A 16,575-nucleotide genomic window follows, 5' to 3' on the forward strand; every position below is an offset into this window, starting at 1 on the left:
GAGACCGAAGGCGTGACACTGGGGAATATCCATGAAAGTGAACGACTTTCTGGATTTCCCAGTTCCGGAACCTCAGTACAAGATACCCATCACGAAAAGTGCGGAAGAACCTTATTTCGTGCGGAACAAGGAGCCGTCGGTCGGGCTGTTCAGCGATCTGCTGGAGGGCGGGTCGGATCTGGTGGCGGCGCTGAACAGTCAGCTTCAGGCGCTGGCGCCGCTGATCCGGTCACCGGAGGCGGTGAACGGAGAGCTGTCGACGGACGATATTCATCTGTTCGCACAGCTGCACAGCCTGTCGATCATTGCCGGAATTATTTACCCGCCTGAGGTTGAGCGGTACCGGCAGGCGATGTCGCGGCTGTCGGGCGTGGCGCTGCTGGACGAGCACGCGATCTGACCGGTTGCGGTGTTTCCCTGGCGTGGTCTGTTCAGGCGGCGTCGGGGATGAGCGCGCTCTGATCGGTGCGGGGCTGTGCGGAAGTGGCTGTGTCGCCGGGCAGGCGGCTGATGATTTTATGGCCGGCGGCTTCGAACCGGTCGGGGCCGAACAGGCTCAGGACATGGGAGCGGGCGCGGGTTCCGACATCGCCGAGACGTTCGGGATGCAGCAGCACTTTGAAGAGGGTGTCCGCGAGCGCCTGTGGGTTTTCGGGCGGAACCGTCCAGCCGGTGACATCGTCTTTCACGGAGTGCGACAGTTCGCCGACGGATGAGGCGATGACGCCGAGGCCGGCCTGCATGGCTTCATGCGCGGCGATGCAGAAGCCTTCCCGCCGGGAAGGCTGTAGGTAGAGATGCTGGCCGGCGAGGAAGGTTTCGGTGTCGCTGGTAAAGCCGTTCAGGCTGAGGCAGTCCAGGCCGTATTCCCTGATCATCTCCTGGAGTCTGTTTTCCTCTTTTCCCTGTCCACCGATGGAGATTCTGAAAGGCGGCATGTCTTTCAGGGGCAGCAGACGGAGGGCGGCGCAGAGGATGTCGTATCCTTTGGCCGGGTGGAGGCGTCCGAGCGAACCGATGCGGATGGTCTCGCCGTAACGCCAGGGGCGCGCGGGTTTTACGTCCGGTGCGGCGGAGAAGATCGGCCATGTGCTGACCCGGCTTTCGGGCAGGGAGAGGCGGCGGCGGGTGAGATCTGCGACGAAGGTGGAATCGGCGATCCAGTGGCAGGAGAGGTGCCGCATCCTTTTCAGCAGGATGAGGTTGTCCCATTTCAGCCAGGCGTTGTGCTGCCAGCTGACGACGGGGATTTTCAGCTGCCGTCCGGTGATCTGCCCCAGCAGGGTGGCGCGGGTGAGGGAGGTCCAGATATGGGTCGGGCGGAGGGCGGCGACTTCCCGCGTGAGCCATGTGGACGCGGCGATGTGGTCCTTTTCGCCGCCATCGCGGGTTCTGATGTCGAAGCCTTCGTTTCGGAACCATGCTTCTGCCAGGCGGTCGCGCGGGGTCAGGACGAGGAGGGTGATGCTGTGTCCGGCGTTGCGGAGGAATGCGGCGACGGGTTTCAGGCCGGCTGCCGCGCCGCCGCCTTCGAGAGAATTAATGACGTAGGCGATACGCATAAGGCACTCCGCCAGTCCGGTTTCAGGCTGGTGTTCGGGTTGCGCCGCGGCAGGTGTCGGCGGGCGCGGGTCCGGGCAAACGGGGGGCTGAGGCTGTTTCGTGCGTGAGAGTGCCTGCGGGATGTCAGCGAAATGTGCAGAAGCGTATCGAACTGTAACCCGCGCATGACATAAGACGGATCACGCAACTCTGAGACGGATTGTGTTCTCCGGCGTGAGCTCTGGACGGATGTCGTGGCGATTGCGGATCGGTCTCTTTCCCGGTGCGCCGGTTACTGGTAGAGAGCGACTGTCGCGAGAGTGGCGGAACGGTAGACGCAGTCGACTCAAAATCGACCGCCGCAAGGCATGGGGGTTCGAATCCCCCCTCTCGCACCATCCAGACCGGACAGGTTATGACAGTTACCGAAGCCCCCGCCGTAAGTCGTCTCCGCAAACCGGACGTTCGCCCCGCCAATCCGGATTTTTCTTCCGGGCCATGCGCCAAACGGCCGGGCTGGACGGTTGAGGCGCTGTCTGGGGCGCTTCTTGGCCGGTCGCATCGTTCGCCTGAGGGGCGGGCGCGGCTGAAAGAGGTGATTGACCGCTCGGCGCGGGTTCTGGGGATGCCGGCGGCCTGGCGGCTGGGCATTGTTCCGGGGTCGGATACGGGCGCGGTGGAGATGGTGCTGTGGTCCCTGCTGGGGAGCCGGCCTGTCGATGTTCTGGCGTTCGAGAGTTTTTCCGCGACCTGGGCGAACGATATTACGGCGCAGCTTCAGCTCGATGCGCGGGTGCTGAAGGCGGAGTACGGTCAGTTGCCCGATCTGTCGCAGGTGGACTGGTCGCGGGATGTGGTTCTGGCGTGGAACGGGACGACGTCGGGCGTGCGGTTTCCGGATGATGCGGCGATTCCGGCGGAGCATGACGGGCTGGTGATCTGTGACGCGACGTCGGCGGCGTTTGCGATGGATCTGCCGTGGGAGAAGCTCGACGTTGTGACCTGGTCCTGGCAGAAGGCGCTGGGGGGCGAGGCGGCGCACGGGATGCTGGCGCTGTCGCCGCGGGCGGTGGCGCGGCTGGAGGCCGGTCCGGCGCCGCGGCCTTTGCCGAAGGTGTTCCGGCTGACCGCGAAGGGAAAGCTGATCGAGGGGATTTTTAAGGGCGACACGATCAACACGCCGTCGATGCTGTGTGTTGAGGATGCGCTGGACAGTCTGAAATGGGCTGAGAGTGTGGGCGGGCTTGCGGCGCTGAAGGCGCGGAGTGCGGCGAATCTGGCGGTGCTGACGACGTGGGAGGCGGCGTCGGACTGGGCGACGTTCCTTGCTGAGGATGCGGCGGTGCGGTCGGGGACATCCATCTGCTTCCGGATTACGGCGCCGTGGTTTGTGGCGCTGGATGCGGAGATGCAGGCGAAGGCGGCGAAGCGGATTGCCGGTCTGCTGAACGATGAAGGTGTGGCCTACGATATTGCGAGCTATCGCGATGCGCCGCCGGGTCTGCGGATCTGGGGTGGGGCGACGGTGGAGACGAGCGATATCGAGGCGCTGCTGCCGTGGCTGGACTGGGCGGAGGCTGAGGTCCGGGCGGAGTTTACGCGGTAGGGGCAGCGCTGCCGGTGTGGCTGGCCGGGGGTTTACGGAGCGACTTTCTGAGTGACTGCTGATGAGAATGGTGCCCCGGATGCAGGCGTAACCGGCGGTGAGCCTGTGTCGTCCGGTCTGGCGCGGCGGTTTTCCGCGCTGGCTTTTTCGCTGGTTTCCTCAATCGGGCCGCTCATGGTCTGCTCCGTGCCGGGCGCGTTTATTATGGTCTGGTATCAGTGCCATATCGGGCTGTTTCCGGCTTTTATCGGTCATGCGAGCCTCTGGGCGATGCTGGCTGTCAGTGTGGTCAGCGTTGTTCTGTATGCCCTGCTGCTGATGTACGGGATGGTGGCTGGTTTCTGGCTTTATGCGCTGCCTGTCCTGTTCCGGCGGCAGTGGTGGCATATTCATGAGACACCTGAGGAGCCGCCGGCGGGACGCGCGAGCGGAGGGTTCTGGCGGACGCTGAAGTCGGATGGCGCATGGCGGGCGTGGGTGCGGTCCGCTGTGTCTCTGGCTGTTATTCTGGGTTTTGTGGTGCTGATGACAGTGGAGAATGCGGCGCTGCACCATATGGCGTTACCGCATTTCGGCGTGGCCGCGCGGGCTCCGGCGCGGACACAGGCGGAAGGTCTGTCCGGCGTTATTCCGGCGGTTCTGGCTGTTCTGACCATTCTGACGCAGTCCCGTTTGCTGGCGGTGTTTATCGGCAATCTGCTGGCCTGCTGGGTGGCGACGCTGATCTGGAAGCAGCTTGCGGGGCTGGCTCCCGGTGGGCCGGTCTGGTCGCTGAGAGACTGTGTGCCGGTAATGCGGCGGCAAAAGCGGCTTTACTGGTATGCGGCGCTGGTGATCGTGGTGCTGCTGAGCATCGTGACGCGGGTGCTGGTCGAGCTGGCTCCTTTCTGGGGGTTGCTGTCCGGCGCTGTCGGTTCCGCGCTGTTTCCCGTCTGTCTGTGGTGGGGAAGCAGTCTCGCGCTGCCGAGAGCACTGCCGCCTGTACAGCCGGTGCATAATGTCGTGTCGCTGAAGGGCGTGGAGCTGTTTTTGTGGATCTGTATTTCACTGTTCATGCTGTTTTTCTTCATGCTGATCGGGGCGCTCAACGGCGATGACCAGAGCAGTGTTGAACTGCTCGTTTATTTTGGATTCTGTGGTTTCATAACACTGTGGATTGTCGACGCGTTTCCGTGGCGCAGGCGACGGCAGGCTGCTGCTCTGCTGCTGATTCCGGCCTCGGTATGGTTTGTCATGCTTGTGCTGCTGCCAGGGGTGGGGCCGCGCATGGCGCGTCAGTTCATCTCGGTGCTGAATTTTCGCACGTCTGGTCAGGAGCAGGTGTTCGTTACCGATGAGGTGAGCGACCGCATTACCGGGTTGCTGGATGCGTACAGAACGCCGGGTCCGGAGGTGTGTACGACGAGCGTGGGCGGGCGTTCGTTCCGGTCGGTTTCCGTGCGGGTTAACGGCGTGCGTATGCCGCTGGTGGTGTTGTGGAATGACGGGAGTGACAAAAGGGTTATCGGGTTCGACCGGGAGATGGCGCGTCCGGTTCCGTTCGATTTTCCGGCTGTTTCCGTTGATGCGGCCAGTGTGATCGAACTGCCGTGGCGCTGGGTGGCGGGATGTGATGAGACCGCTTTTCCCACGGGTCCGGAAGTGCCGGAGAGTGATAAAAGACCCCTGTAAGGGATTTAGTTTTCAGAAACAGGGCCGGAGTTCGCGTAATGAGAATCAGCCTGTTTCAGCAGGTTTTCGGTGTTGTCTGATTGCGTATGGCGTATTGCCGTTCCGGTGTGGGTGACGGGGCGCGAACTGATAGTTTTCGGGTCGGGGCCGCTGCGCCGGGCGGTGGCCGGAGACCGGGGACGATGTGTGCCGCGTGCCGGAGGCAGGTTCTGAGGGTGGCGGTGAGGAGGCTGCGGGTCCGGGACAATGCTCCTGCAGGTTCGCGCGGGGGTGGAAAGAGGTTCCTGTCTGCTCCGAAATAATCACGAAAGAATTTCCTGTTTTCGGCGTCGAATGCGGCGTGGAGGCTCAGTTGTCTCGGGTCTCTGATGCGGCCGCCCAGCCGGAAAATCCGGAAGTGGGAAATGACGTAGACCAGGCGGTCTCTCAGCCATGAGTAATTGCCGTGTCTGTCGTAGCGGGGGACGGCTGTGTTGACCTGCCGGGCGAGGAACGCCTGAAAACGGGTGAGGCTTTCGTTTTCGCGCGGGGTGTCGAAATTCATGCTGTCCGAGAGGCGAGAGAGATTGCAGACGTCCAGAAAATCTTTTCTGATGTCGCGGTCGCGGAACAGTTTTCTCTGAAAAAGCCGGGGTCTGATGGCTGACCGGCCAAAGATATCGGACCATTTTCCGAGCATGTTCCGATAGTTGTAATAATGCGAGCCGGTAAGATCCTCATTCTGGAAGTCCGCGATCCTGCGGGTGTCGCCGCCTTTTACGCCTGTGCTGTAAAGGCTTTTTCTGACTTCGGACTGTTCTCTGAAATAACAGACGATCTCGACTGAGGAAAAATTGCGGTAAAGAAAATCCCTGAGGGCTTCGATGCTCTCTTTGCTGGTCATTCTCCGGTGAAAATGTTCGGAACTGATGATCATGGTGTCGTGTGAGCGGGCGGCCTGTTTTATTTCCGCCTCAAAATCGTCGATGAAGGTTGCGAACCACACGGCTTTGCCGGCTTCGTCGCGTACGCCTTTATCGAGGAGGTAGTCGTCGATTTCCGGCTGGAACCAGGCGCAGAGTGCCCGGTTGTTGCCCGTTTCCGCGACGTCGCTGAGCGCGACGCGGTTTTCTGACAGAGTGGCTCTGTTGGCGTAGAGCCAGTTCTGGATCGACGTTGTTGCTGTCTTTTCCGTTCCGATATGAAGAATACATCGCATGTTCTGTCATCCGGATGTCAGCCTGAACCCGGAATGACCATCCATGCCGCAGTCGCTGCGCGCCAGCGGAAGTCGGTTTCTGTATGTATCGACTGGTGTCGGTTTCTCTCGTTCGTATCAGCCTGTTTCCTGATGGCTGATTCAGGGGGTGTCCTTTGCAAATGCGTTTGGAGCGGGTTTCGGGGCTTTGCTCCGAGCCCCACAAAGGGATGCGATCCCTTTGATCCCGGTTTGTGAAAATAAATGGGACGTAGAGGCTGAAGCCTGCTCAGGGCTCCGTCTGAAAAATATATAAGAGACTGTTTTAAAATCTTAAAATGGACAAAAACTTTCATAACAAACAGACGATATTATGTTTTTGAGTCCCGATCGTCTGTTTGTCTCACCCATGATCAAAACGTGATTCATGATAAGTCTTTGATAAAATAAAAGTTTTTGGGTGCCGCCTTTTTTCAAAAAGGCGGCGTTCCCTGAAGCTTTCTGAAAACTTCATCAGAAATGTCTTTGTAATTTATCTGACGTTTCACGAGCGGGCTTTTTAAATAGTTTCTGAATATTCTTTGGAATCATGAAACCGTCCGGACGAAGCTGCTTTGGGGGATGAGAAAACAGTGAGCGTCTGAAAGATATTTTCAGGCCGGGGGAAGCTTTATATTCAGTGTCTGGCTGAGCACATCGCGAAAGGCCCTGTTTATGGCTGTCTGAGAGAAGTGAGTTCTGATCAGTCTTTTTCCGATCCCGGATTGTTTTCGCAGAAAATCCGGATTGCGGCAGGCCAGGAAGATGGCCCGGGCGAAGGTCGGGGCGTCGGTGGCGAGGCAGTCTCTCTGATCGTCGTGCAGGGGGAGGCCTTCGGCGGCGACGGGGGTCATGATGACGGGGACGCCGCGTGCCCAGCTTTCGAGGATTTTGCCCTTGATTCCGGCGCCGAAGCGCAGAGGGGCGATGGTAAGGCGGGCGTCGGCGAAGATGTGCCGGATGTCGGGCTCGTATCCGCCGATGACGAGGCCGGGGCGGGCGAAGCTCAGCACTTCGCCGGTGATGGCGGACCCTCTGACGGTGATGGTGAGGCCGGGATCGAGCTTTTGCAGGACGGGGACGATGGCGTCGGCGAGCCAGCGGACGGCGTCGATATTCGGGGCATGGCCGAAATGGCCGAGGAAGACGATGTTGCTGCGGGTGTCGGGCGTGTAGCGGGTGGCCGCGACTTTCAGGGCCCAGGGAATTGTCACGACTTTTGCTGTGGGCAGGGCTTTTTGCAGGGAGCCGGTCTCTGGCGGAGAGTGGGTGATGACGAGATCGGCGCGCCAGGCGGCCATGCGTTCGCGCATTTCGCACTGCATGGCGAGATGTTTCAGTTCCGGGCGTTTTTCGACATCGGCCTGCCGTGCGAGGCGGATATGGTCGAGATCGGCGACGGACCAGATGATCCGGGTCATCGGGCAGAGGCGGCGGATGAGCTCCAGATAGACCGATGCATTGCTGAGACGGTGGAGATAGATGACGTCGAAGGCGTTGCCCGCGTTGCGGAGGATGGCTTCGACTGTGTCCCATAAGGGGGGCTGGAAGACGGTGATGCCGGCTTTTTCCAGGGCTCTGGTGCGGAGCTGACTGTCAGGGCATGGGAGAGAGGGAGCGAAGGCGACGCGGAAGCCGAGAGTCCGCAGGGCCTGCACGTGGGAGAGGATGGCGACGGAGCCGGCGTCGCGGTTGCTGTCGGGGAGGCTGTCGTCGATGACGAGGACCTGCGGCGCTTCGTCATCCTGTTCGTGTTCGTTGCGGCGTTTTCTGTGGCTGATGCGGCGTCTGAGGAGGCCTGCGGAGTCTTCCGCGTCCTGTCGGCGGATTTCGGCGATGCAGGACTGAAAGAAGGCGAGGGCTTCGGTGCGTTTGCGGTCGCCCTGCAGGCCTTCTGTGGCACGGGTGACGGCGGCGCGGAGGGCGTCGTCCAGGCCGCGTGAGGAGGGGAGAAGACGGGGGCCGCCGGGGAAGGGGATGTCGAGATCGGTGATGATTTCGATGGTGTGGCCGGTCAGCGGGCCGGGCCGGGAGGAAAACAGGAAATCGAAGCCGTAACGTCCGTGGCCGAGGCCGGCGTTGCGGAGGTCGGGGCGGAAGGCGTTGGCTTTCACGAAGGCGATCTGCTCGCCGTCCAGCATGATGCGGAGGCCGACGGCGCGGTCGGGGCGGTCTTCGTCGCGGACCCAGCCGGCGATGCGGGTGTGGTCGAGCATGTCGAGCGCGCCGGTGATACCGGCGGTCACGCCGCCGATGGCGGCGACGGAGGGGACGAAGCGCGGGGCGCCGGCGGCGGAGCTGCCGTCGGGGAGGCGGACATCGATCAGGGTGAGGTCGTTATCGGGGAGGCCGTCGGGCCAGATATGGCTGAAGGCGCAGCAGCCGTCGCTGTGGCCCGGAATGATCAGATCCTCGCGCCAGGATTCGGCGGGGAGGGTGGCGACTTCGATGCCGTTGCGCAGGATGCGGACGGGGACGGGACTGAAGGGATCATCCTCGTTTCTTGCCCAGCCTTCGACGGAAAGCTGGTCGAGTTTGTCGACATAGGCGCTGATGTTCGGGACGGGACTTTCCGGGTGGGTGGGCCGGGAAAGTCTGTCCGGTTTTGTCTTTTCGCGCACGATTTGCGGGGATCAGGCGGCTTTCGCGCGGGCGCTGGTCTGGCTTTCACGCACTCTGAAGCATTCGTTGCCGGTCAGGGCGATCCGGCGCGGGAGGCCGAAGACGAAGCGGCGGGTTGCGGGGCGGTCGCCCGGTTTGTCGGCAGGCCTGTCCGGGAGGACGGAGCCGATGAAGGTTTCGTCCATGAAGACGTCGAGCGCGGGGGCATCCGTCGCGCCGTGGGGCAGAGTGACATGGCCTTCGATGCTGCGGGCCGTGATGCTGTCGATATGGATGGTGACAGCGCTGTTTGTGGTGCCTACGGACTCGGGAAGGGCCAGGCGGGCGCGGATATGTTCGAGCGTAGCGCCGTCTTCGAGGCGGGGGGCGCAGTATTGCGCGGGTTCCGGCTCATGATCGGGCCAGAGTTCCGCGAAGGAGGCGGCGTTGTGGAACATGTTGCGGCTGTGGTCGTCCACGAAGCTTTCCGACGGGGCGCCTTCGGCGAGGAGGACGTCGTGGGTTTCGAGTTCGACGTGGAAATATTCGAGGGTTTCTCCGGTTTCGCCCCGGCGGATGGTGGTTCCGTTGAGGAGACAGTGGGCCGGAATAAGGTAGCCGTCGATGAACATGGCGTGCAGGGGCGAGACGGTGAGGTCGCGGCGTGGCAGGGCGTTTCCGAGGGAGCCTTTTGTGAAGACGACGGGGATGAGATCCGGATTGCCGCGGGCGAAGCGGCCGTCATAGGAGCGGTAGCCGATCCAGCGGATGGGGCGCAGGGCGCCGGAGGCGGTGCGGACGTGGTCTCCGGTTTTCAGGTCTTCGACGGGTGTTTCGCCGGTTTCGGTGGCGATGAGGGTGCCGCGGCAGTAACAGGGGGCGGGGGCGCCGTAATCGATCCGGGTCGATCCGTCGGAAGCCGCGCTCACGCTGAAGCTGCCGCTGTAATCGCCGAGCAGGGCGATCTGTCTGGTGACGTCGCCTTCTGTGATTGTCAGGATGTTATCGGCTCCGACGGAGATCTGCTGTGAGCCGGAGCCGGCGTATTTCAGGTCGGTCACGTCGATGGTGCCGGAGGTGTATGTGATGCCGCCGGTGATGATGGTCCCGGTGCTTATACTGAGAAGACCGCCATGGAGGACGATATTGTTCAGTGTGGCGCCGCTGGCGGCGTAGACAGCGCCGTCCTGATCGATGGTTGTGTGGATGGCGGTTGCGCCGGATTCCACGGTTTCCGTCGAAATGGCATTGAGCTGATAGTAGCCGGAGCCATATGGATTTATGACCCACGGGTTGGATATGCCGTCCATAACCGTATCGACGGCCGTGCCGCCGGACAGAATGGTCTGGGTGGACGGCACCGCGACGGTATCGTCGATCATTCCGAAGGAGATGGTGGATGTAAAATGGGCTCCGTACGATGTCCCGCCGGCATAGATGATCTGGGAGGCTCCCGAGATTTCTGAGTTGCTGGCTATTGATCCGCACATCGCGTTATAGCTGTTGCCGTAAACGCTCTGCCGGCCGCCTTCGATGGTGGAGTTGTATGAATTTCCGCCGGCGTCGACGATTTCGTTGCTCCAGAGATCGATGGTTGCGCTGTATGAGCTTGCACCGCTCTCATCGACGAGAATATCGCTGCTGACGTCTGCGGCGAGGATCGTGTAACCGGCGACTGCGTTTGTGACGGTTCCGTAGATATCTGCTTCGGTCGGGGTATCGCTGACAACGGCGGGAAAGGGTTGTCCTATGGTGATGCCTGAAACGGTTACGCCGGGCGCGAAAGCGATGGTGGTGTGGGACGGCATGACGAAGTTGCTGGTGTCCTCGGTGACGATCCGGCTCGCGGTAATGCCGGGAGGGCTGCCAGCGGCGAATGAGAGGGTGGTTCCGCCATCGCTTCCTGATGTCAGTTCAAAGGTCGAGTAGCTGTATGTGGCGCTGCCGAGACTGACGGAGCCGGCGACGCTGCCGTCGGGGCTGAGGATGTCCAGCGTGTTTCCGGACACCAGTTTTGTCGTCATGCCGGACTGCCAGTTCAGCGAGGCGAGTTCGATTTTGTCTCCGGGGCTGAAATCGGTGATTGCGCCGGGCAGGGCTGATGCGTCGGAGACGACCAGGGTGCCGCTGTAGCCGGACATGAAATCGACGGTGGCGGAAGCAATCTGTGCCGGATCGCTGACGAGAAGGGTGCCATTGGTGACGCAGAGCGTGCCCGAAAAGGCGGACAGGACCGGTCCGGCGCCGGTGAGGTCGAGTGTGGAGGTTCCTTCCTGGACGATCATGCCCGCGCCGGAGATGGTTCCGGTGTCCAGCTTCGCCGGGCCGGTGAAGACCAGCGACGCGCCGCTGTCGATGGTGATGTTTCCGGCGAGGGCGGTGTCGTCCGTGGCGACGAACGAGCCGCCGCTGACGACGTGAACGTCTGCGCCGGCGTTCAGTGTCGTTCCGAAGGCGAAGCCGCCGGAGGAGAGGGTCTGGAGACCGCCGGAGGAGACGGTGATGGCCGAGACGATGCTGTCGGTGACGGTCTGCGTCCCGCCGGACAGGATGGTGCCTGAGGTTGCGGCGGTGCCGGACGTTCCGCATTCGAAGACGGTCTGTGTTCCGCCGTTTCCGATGGTGAAATGGCTGTCTGTTCCGCCTTAGCTTATGGATTCGCTGCTGCTGGTGATGACCGTGCCGGTGGCGGCTGTGCCGGGGCCGATGGAGAGGGTCGCATTCGCCGGAATGTGGAGGCCGGATACTGTGGTGCCGGAGCCGGGTGAGATGACTCCGCCGCTCATGGACAGGCCTGTCAGGTCGGCGTCCGTGACTGTGCTGTAATCGCCGGAGCTGGCGAAGATGACGGAGCCGCCATTTCCGATGGTGACGTCTTCCAGTGTCGCGCCGCTGTGCATGGTCAGGGACGTGCCGCTTTCGACCAGCGAGCTGACGAGGTGGCTGTCTTCGCTGAGGATGACGGCGGTGTATTGTGAGAACTGCCCGGAGGTGATGGTGCCGTTTCCGAGGCTGATCCGTGCGCCGCTGGCGACCATGCTGTGAATGGCGCCGCCATTGTCGATGGTGGCTGAGAAGGCGCTTCCGGAGAGAGTGTCGATGGTTCCGCCGTCGACATTCAGGGTGGACGAGGTCACGGCGGCGGAGCTGACGGTGCCGCCCTGATCGACGGTGAGCTGTCCGGCGGTGACGGAGGCTGATTTCTCGGTGCCGCCGGAGAGGACGTGTTCGAAAGCGGTCGGGGTATTATAGCCGGAGGGGTAGCCGTAGAAGGAGGAGCCGAGGACGACGGTGCCGGAGGCGAGGCCGGCGACTTCGAGCGTGCCGCTGAGAACGTGGACACCGGAAACGGAGCTGTCCGGGCCGACGAGGGCGGTTGAGCCGTCGTAAATCACGGATGGTACGCTCGAAGATGATGTGTCTCCGGTCGTTTTCAGTAATATTCGGTTAATAATGAGAAACGCTTTTGTTATCCGGGAAAACAGCGGCTGTTCTGTTGATGAAGTGATGTTTTTCCGGTGAAATTTTCGGATGATGACCGGAATGATGCCGGGAGGACGGCATCGGTTACCGGGGATGTGCGGTCGTGGTCACCAGGGGATCCTGCCCGATAATGGCGCAGCTGTGATCCTGGAGCTCCTCGGCTGAGGCGCGGTTCTGGCGGGCGGGATCGGCGACATCGTCGAGGAGCAGAAAGCCCTTAGTGTTGTCGGAGAATGTTTCGGGGACGACGGCGAGGGTGTGGTGGCCCATCTCATGTTCGGGATCGCGGAGCGAGCGGGCGAGCAGGAGAAAGGGTTTTACGCCGGTGATATCCGGTGTGTTGATGCGCATGGCGCGGTAGGGGTGGCCGAGCAGCGGAGCGGGAAGCGGGGTCCAGGTCGTTCCGACGGCGCTGCGCATATAATAAAGAGCGACTTTCACGTCGGGCCGGATGCATTCGACATGGATGTGGAGCTGGTTCTGTGAGCGGCCGTCCTGCGAGTTGATGGCCAGGGCGACATCGCCGCGTGGCAGGCGCACGCCGTAGCCTTCGCCGACGCGGGAGACCTGTGTCCAGGCGTGGGCGAAGTAGTCCGGGGTGGCGGGGTCGCGGAGGGACGAGGCTTCCATGCCGGGGGTGCGGTCGGTCGGGATCAGCAGGTATTGCGACCGGCCTTCGATGCTTTTCAGGACGGCGATCCGGTGCGGCATATCGAGGACGGTGCAGGGGCCTTTGCCGGGGGGTGTTCCTGTGCTGCTGTCTGAGGCGTTACCTGGGGCGGCGCTGCCCGTTCCGGTCTGTAGCGGGACGCAGCGTTCGTGGACGATATGCCACAGGGCGTCCGGGTTTTTCGCGTGGGCGGCTGTTGCGGCTGTCAGGGCGAGGCAGGCGCCCGCGAGAAGGTGTCGCAACATGGTCGGTTCTGGCTCCGTTTTCGCGAATGGGGTCCGTGACGACCGGTATTGTTGCATATCCTCATCGGAATCGTCACCGCTGGCGAGTGGCGATTCAGGAGGATGCGCAGGCCTTTTCGCCACGGATCAGCCGGGTCCATTCCTCGCGCAGGACGGCGTCTGCTTCGGCCATGCCGGTGTTCAGTCCGAGCTGGCGGAGGCTGGTGACGCCGTATTCGCGGATGCCGCAGGGGACGATTCCCTCGAAGGCGGAGAGGTCGGGATCGACGTTCAGGGAGATGCCGTGCCAGCTGACCCAGCGTGTGACGCGGACGCCGAGGGCGGCGATCTTGGCTTCGGTTCCGGTGCGCGGATCGACGACCCAGACGCCGACGCGGCCTTCGCGTCTTTCGCCTTTCACGCCGAAGCGGGCGAGGGTGGCGATGAGCCAGTTTTCGAGAAAGCAGACATAGGCGCGCAGATCGCGGGCGGGGACGGGGCCGTGTTCGCGCTGGAGGTCGAGCATGAGATAGGCCACGCGCTGTCCGGGGCCGTGATAGGTCCACTGGCCGCCGCGACCGGCGGGGTAGGTGGGGTAGCCGCGCGGATTGAAGAGATCGCTGTCTTTTGCCGATGTGCCGGCGGTGAAGAGCGGGGGGTGTTCGAGAAGCCAGATTCGTTCCCGGGCTTCATGGGCGCGGATGTCGCGGACGGTCTGTTCCATCCGGGCGATGGCGAAGGGGTAGGGGACATATCCGGCGGATCGCTCCCACAGGACGGGGCGGATGCCACCGTCTGCGTCGCCTTCCGGGACCGGACGAAATTCTTCTTCGCGAATCGTGAGTTCTGCCGTTGCGGCCTGATCGGTCATGGGTTATACGCCCCTCCACTCCTCCGGTATCGCTCAGATGATGCCGGTTGTCACGGGCGGCCGTGGCGGAATGGTAGACGCGCAAGCTTGAGGTGCTTGTGGGGGAAACCCTGTGGAAGTTCGAGTCTTCTCGGCCGCACCAGTGATCCTTTTTCAGGATTAAAGTCTGTAAAATAATACGCTGTCTGTAATGCGGGACGGGGGATGATCCCCTGACCGCAGGTCAGAGCGTCGCGTCCATGGTATGTCATATATTTGCCGCGCTTTTTACGTTTTTAACCTCTAGAATGAACGGGCAGGACCGATCTACAGTCTCGCATCCGCCCGGAGTGCGCGTCTGTCGTGTAACTCCGCCTGCCGTATCATGAATGAGGGTATCATTTCGTGACAAAGCCTTTACGTAAAGCTGTTCTGCCTGTTGCCGGGCTGGGCACAAGATTCCTTCCGGCCACGAAAGCCATGCCGAAGGAAATGCTGCCTGTTGTTGACAAGCCCCTGATACAGTACGCAGTCGACGAAGCGCGTGCGGCCGGAATTGAAGAGATCTGCCTGATTACGGGGCGGGGCAAAGATTCTCTGATCGATTATTTCGATGTTGCATTTGAGCTCGAGCATACGCTGCGCGCGCGGAACAAGGTGGATGCGCTGAAGGCTCTTGAGCCGAGCAGCATCGAGGCCGGTTCCCTGATTGCGGTGCGTCAGCAGGAGCCGATGGGGCTGGGTCATGCGATCTGGTGTGCGCGCAGCTTCATTGGTGACGATCCGTTCGCCATTCTTCTGCCGGATGACGTGGTGCAGTCGGGTGTGCCGTGTCTGAAGCAGCTTGCGGATGCCTATTATGAGACGGGCGGCAGTGTGGTTGCTGTTGAGGAGGTGCCGCGTGAGCGCACCAACCGCTACGGCATTCTTAAGCCGGGCAAGGATGACGGGAAGCTCGTCGAGATCACCGGGCTGGTTGAGAAGCCGAAGCCGGAAGACGCGCCGTCAAATCTGTCGATCATCGGCCGTTATATCCTGACGCCTGAGATCATGCCGTTCCTGTCGCTTCTGGAGAAGGGCGCGGGCGGTGAGGTGCAGCTCACGGATGCGATGGCGAAGACGATCGGCAAAACGCCGTTCCATGGTCTGCGTTATGAAGGAGAGCGGTTCGATTGCGGCAACAAGATCGGCTTCCTTGAGGCACAGATCGCGTTTGCGCTCGAGCGGCCCGACCTTGCGGACGATGTCCGCGAATTTCTGAAGAAATACAGCGGAGCCGCGGCATGAGTTTCAGACATACTTTTGAGGCGACGAGCCTTCGCGAATATGACATTCGCGGCATTGTTGGCAAGACGCTGACGGTTGAGGACGCGTATGCGATCGGACGGACGTTCGCGAGCATCGTGATCGGCAATGGCGGCAAAACCGTTGTCATCGGGTATGACGGGCGTCTGTCCTCGCCGTCGCTGGAAGAGGCGCTGGTGAATGGCGCCGTGGCGTCCGGCGCGGACGTGACCCGCATTGGCCGTGGTCCGACGCCGATGCTGTATTTCGCTTCCGTAACGCTGAAGGCGGACGGGGCGATCATGGTGACGGGCAGCCACAATCCGGCGAATTATAACGGCTTCAAGATGATGCTGGCCGGCAAGCCGTTCTTCGGCGAGCAGATCAAGCATCTGGGCCATCTGTCGCATACCGGCGAAGTCGTCCCCGAGGCGAAGGGCACGGTGAAGACCATCGACATCAAAGAGCAGTACATCACCCGTCTGCTGAAAGATTACGATGGTGGCGACCGCAAGCTGAAAGTGGTCTGGGATAACGGTAACAGTGTTGCTGGCGATATCCTGAAGGATCTGCTGGTAAGGCTGCCGGGTGAGCACATCATCCTGAACGGTGAGGTGGACGGAAACTTCCCGGCGCATCATCCTGACCCGACGGTGGCCAGCAATTTGACGCAGCTGATCGATGCTGTGAAGAAGGACAAGGCTGACCTGGGCATTGCTTTTGACGGCGACGCGGACCGGATTGGTCTGGTTGACGATAAGGGCGAGATTCTCTGGGGCGATCAGATCCTGGTTCTGCTGGCGCGTGATGTGCTGAAGCAGCATCCGGGCGGCACGATCATTGCCGATGTCAAAGCCAGCCAGGTGCTGTTTGATGAGGTGAAGAAGGCCGGCGGCGAGCCGCTGATGTGGCGCACGGGTCATTCGCTGATCAAGTCGAAGATGGCTGAGACGAAGTCGCCGCTGGCGGGTGAGATGTCGGGGCACATCTTCTTTGCCGACAAGTGGTATGGCTTTGACGATGCGATTTATGCGTCGATCCGCGTGCTCGGTATTGTGGCGCGGATGAAGGAGCCGCTTTCGGCGTTCCGTGAGGCGCTGCCGCAGACGATTTCCACGCCGGAAATCCGCTTTGACTGCGACGACCATCGCAAGTTCAAGGTGATCGAGGAAGTGGCCGAGCGTCTTCGCAAGGACAGCGCGGATGTGTCCGAGATCGATGGTGTGCGCGTGAACACGCCTGACGGATGGTGGCTGCTGCGCGCTTCCAACACGCAGGCCGTGCTTGTCGCGCGCTGCGAGGGCAAGAGTGCACAGGGGCTCGAGAACCTCAAGAACGCCCTGACGATTCAGTTGGAGAAGTCCGGGCTTGAGAAGCCTGATTTCTCGGGTGAGAACGCGGGGCACTGATCTCAGTATCCTGAGTTTC

The 16,575-nt window shown here is 61.6% G+C and carries 14 protein-coding genes, 2 tRNA genes and 1 pseudogene; 9 read left to right on the forward strand and 8 right to left on the reverse strand.

What is annotated here, in order from left to right:
- Positions 1-31 precede the first annotated feature (31 nt).
- Positions 32-400, forward strand: a complete 369-nt coding sequence (locus GOB93_RS16290; protein WP_173584559.1) for a glutathione S-transferase family protein — start codon at positions 32-34, stop codon at positions 398-400.
- Between the two features lie 31 nt (positions 401-431).
- Here the strand turns inward: GOB93_RS16290 and GOB93_RS16295 are convergent, their stop codons facing one another.
- Positions 432-1,562: a glycosyltransferase family 4 protein gene (locus GOB93_RS16295; RefSeq protein ID WP_173584560.1), complete on the reverse strand. Its 1,131-nt coding sequence runs from the start codon at positions 1,560-1,562 to the stop codon at positions 432-434.
- A 294-nt stretch (positions 1,563-1,856) separates the two neighbouring features.
- Between GOB93_RS16295 and GOB93_RS16300 the strand changes: the two genes are divergently transcribed.
- The 3 genes from GOB93_RS16300 (at position 1,857) to GOB93_RS16310 (ending at position 4,819) form a co-directional block, all read left to right on the forward strand.
- Positions 1,857-1,940 (forward strand) — tRNA-Leu (locus GOB93_RS16300).
- A 17-nt stretch (positions 1,941-1,957) separates the two neighbouring features.
- On the forward strand, positions 1,958-3,148 hold the full coding sequence (locus GOB93_RS16305; RefSeq protein WP_173584561.1) for a phosphoserine transaminase: 1,191 nt from the start codon (positions 1,958-1,960) through the stop codon (positions 3,146-3,148).
- A gap of 51 nt (positions 3,149-3,199) precedes the next feature.
- Positions 3,200-4,819, forward strand: coding sequence for a hypothetical protein (locus GOB93_RS16310; RefSeq protein ID WP_173584562.1), 1,620 nt, complete (start codon positions 3,200-3,202; stop codon positions 4,817-4,819).
- 55 nt (positions 4,820-4,874) lie between these two features.
- Here the strand turns inward: GOB93_RS16310 and GOB93_RS16315 are convergent, their stop codons facing one another.
- From GOB93_RS16315 to GOB93_RS21105, 3 genes are all read right to left on the reverse strand, one after another.
- Positions 4,875-6,017 carry a hypothetical protein gene (locus GOB93_RS16315; protein WP_173584563.1) on the reverse strand — a complete coding sequence of 381 codons (1,143 nt, stop codon included), beginning with the start codon at positions 6,015-6,017 and terminating at the stop codon, positions 4,875-4,877.
- A gap of 632 nt (positions 6,018-6,649) precedes the next feature.
- The gene (locus GOB93_RS22140) at positions 6,650-8,656 is read right to left on the reverse strand and encodes a glycosyltransferase (RefSeq protein WP_173584564.1); all 2,007 of its coding nucleotides are present in this window, start codon (positions 8,654-8,656) and stop codon (positions 6,650-6,652) included.
- Between the two features lie 12 nt (positions 8,657-8,668).
- Positions 8,669-10,921 carry a Hint domain-containing protein gene (locus GOB93_RS21105; protein WP_194300100.1) on the reverse strand — a complete coding sequence of 751 codons (2,253 nt, stop codon included), beginning with the start codon at positions 10,919-10,921 and terminating at the stop codon, positions 8,669-8,671.
- Here GOB93_RS21105 and GOB93_RS16335 point away from each other — a divergent pair.
- The gene (locus GOB93_RS16335) at positions 10,896-11,057 is read left to right on the forward strand and encodes a hypothetical protein (protein ID WP_173584565.1); all 162 of its coding nucleotides are present in this window, start codon (positions 10,896-10,898) and stop codon (positions 11,055-11,057) included. The genes GOB93_RS21105 and GOB93_RS16335 overlap by 26 nt on opposite strands.
- 32 nt (positions 11,058-11,089) lie before the next feature.
- Here GOB93_RS16335 and GOB93_RS22280 read toward each other — a convergent pair.
- Positions 11,090-11,185: pseudogene (locus tag GOB93_RS22280) on the reverse strand (hypothetical protein); the annotation flags it as partial.
- Between GOB93_RS22280 and GOB93_RS21110 the strand changes: the two are divergent.
- Entirely contained in the window at positions 11,139-11,285 is a 147-nt protein-coding gene (locus GOB93_RS21110; RefSeq protein ID WP_194300101.1) for a hypothetical protein, read from the forward strand. The pseudogene GOB93_RS22280 and the gene GOB93_RS21110 sit on opposite strands and share 47 nt — an antisense overlap.
- On the opposite strand, the gene GOB93_RS16345 is transcribed toward GOB93_RS21110, so the two are convergent.
- From GOB93_RS16345 to lipB, 3 genes are all read right to left on the reverse strand, one after another.
- Positions 11,282-12,031 carry a hypothetical protein gene (locus tag GOB93_RS16345; protein ID WP_173584566.1) on the reverse strand — a complete coding sequence of 250 codons (750 nt, stop codon included), beginning with the start codon at positions 12,029-12,031 and terminating at the stop codon, positions 11,282-11,284. The genes GOB93_RS21110 and GOB93_RS16345 overlap by 4 nt on opposite strands.
- A gap of 172 nt (positions 12,032-12,203) precedes the next feature.
- Positions 12,204-13,034: a CDP-diacylglycerol diphosphatase gene (locus GOB93_RS16350; protein WP_173584567.1), complete on the reverse strand. Its 831-nt coding sequence runs from the start codon at positions 13,032-13,034 to the stop codon at positions 12,204-12,206.
- Positions 13,035-13,128: 94 nt separating this feature from the next.
- The gene (lipB, locus tag GOB93_RS16355) at positions 13,129-13,884 is read right to left on the reverse strand and encodes a lipoyl(octanoyl) transferase LipB (RefSeq protein ID WP_173584568.1); all 756 of its coding nucleotides are present in this window, start codon (positions 13,882-13,884) and stop codon (positions 13,129-13,131) included.
- Positions 13,885-13,940: 56 nt separating this feature from the next.
- Here lipB and GOB93_RS16360 point away from each other — a divergent pair.
- The 3 genes from GOB93_RS16360 to pgmG all read left to right on the forward strand — a co-directional run bounded on the left by GOB93_RS16360 (position 13,941) and on the right by pgmG (position 16,556).
- Positions 13,941-14,026, forward strand: a tRNA-Leu gene (locus GOB93_RS16360).
- A 242-nt stretch (positions 14,027-14,268) separates the two neighbouring features.
- Positions 14,269-15,150, forward strand: coding sequence for a UTP--glucose-1-phosphate uridylyltransferase GalU (galU, locus tag GOB93_RS16365; RefSeq protein WP_173584569.1), 882 nt, complete (start codon positions 14,269-14,271; stop codon positions 15,148-15,150).
- Positions 15,147-16,556: a phosphoglucomutase/phosphomannomutase PgmG gene (gene pgmG, locus GOB93_RS16370; RefSeq protein ID WP_173584570.1), complete on the forward strand. Its 1,410-nt coding sequence runs from the start codon at positions 15,147-15,149 to the stop codon at positions 16,554-16,556. Before galU ends, pgmG begins: the two co-directional genes overlap by 4 nt.
- Positions 16,557-16,575: the final 19 nt, after the last annotated feature.

It is taken from the genome of Acetobacter musti (assembly GCF_011516835.1).
Classification (GTDB): domain Bacteria; phylum Pseudomonadota; class Alphaproteobacteria; order Acetobacterales; family Acetobacteraceae; genus Acetobacter; species Acetobacter musti.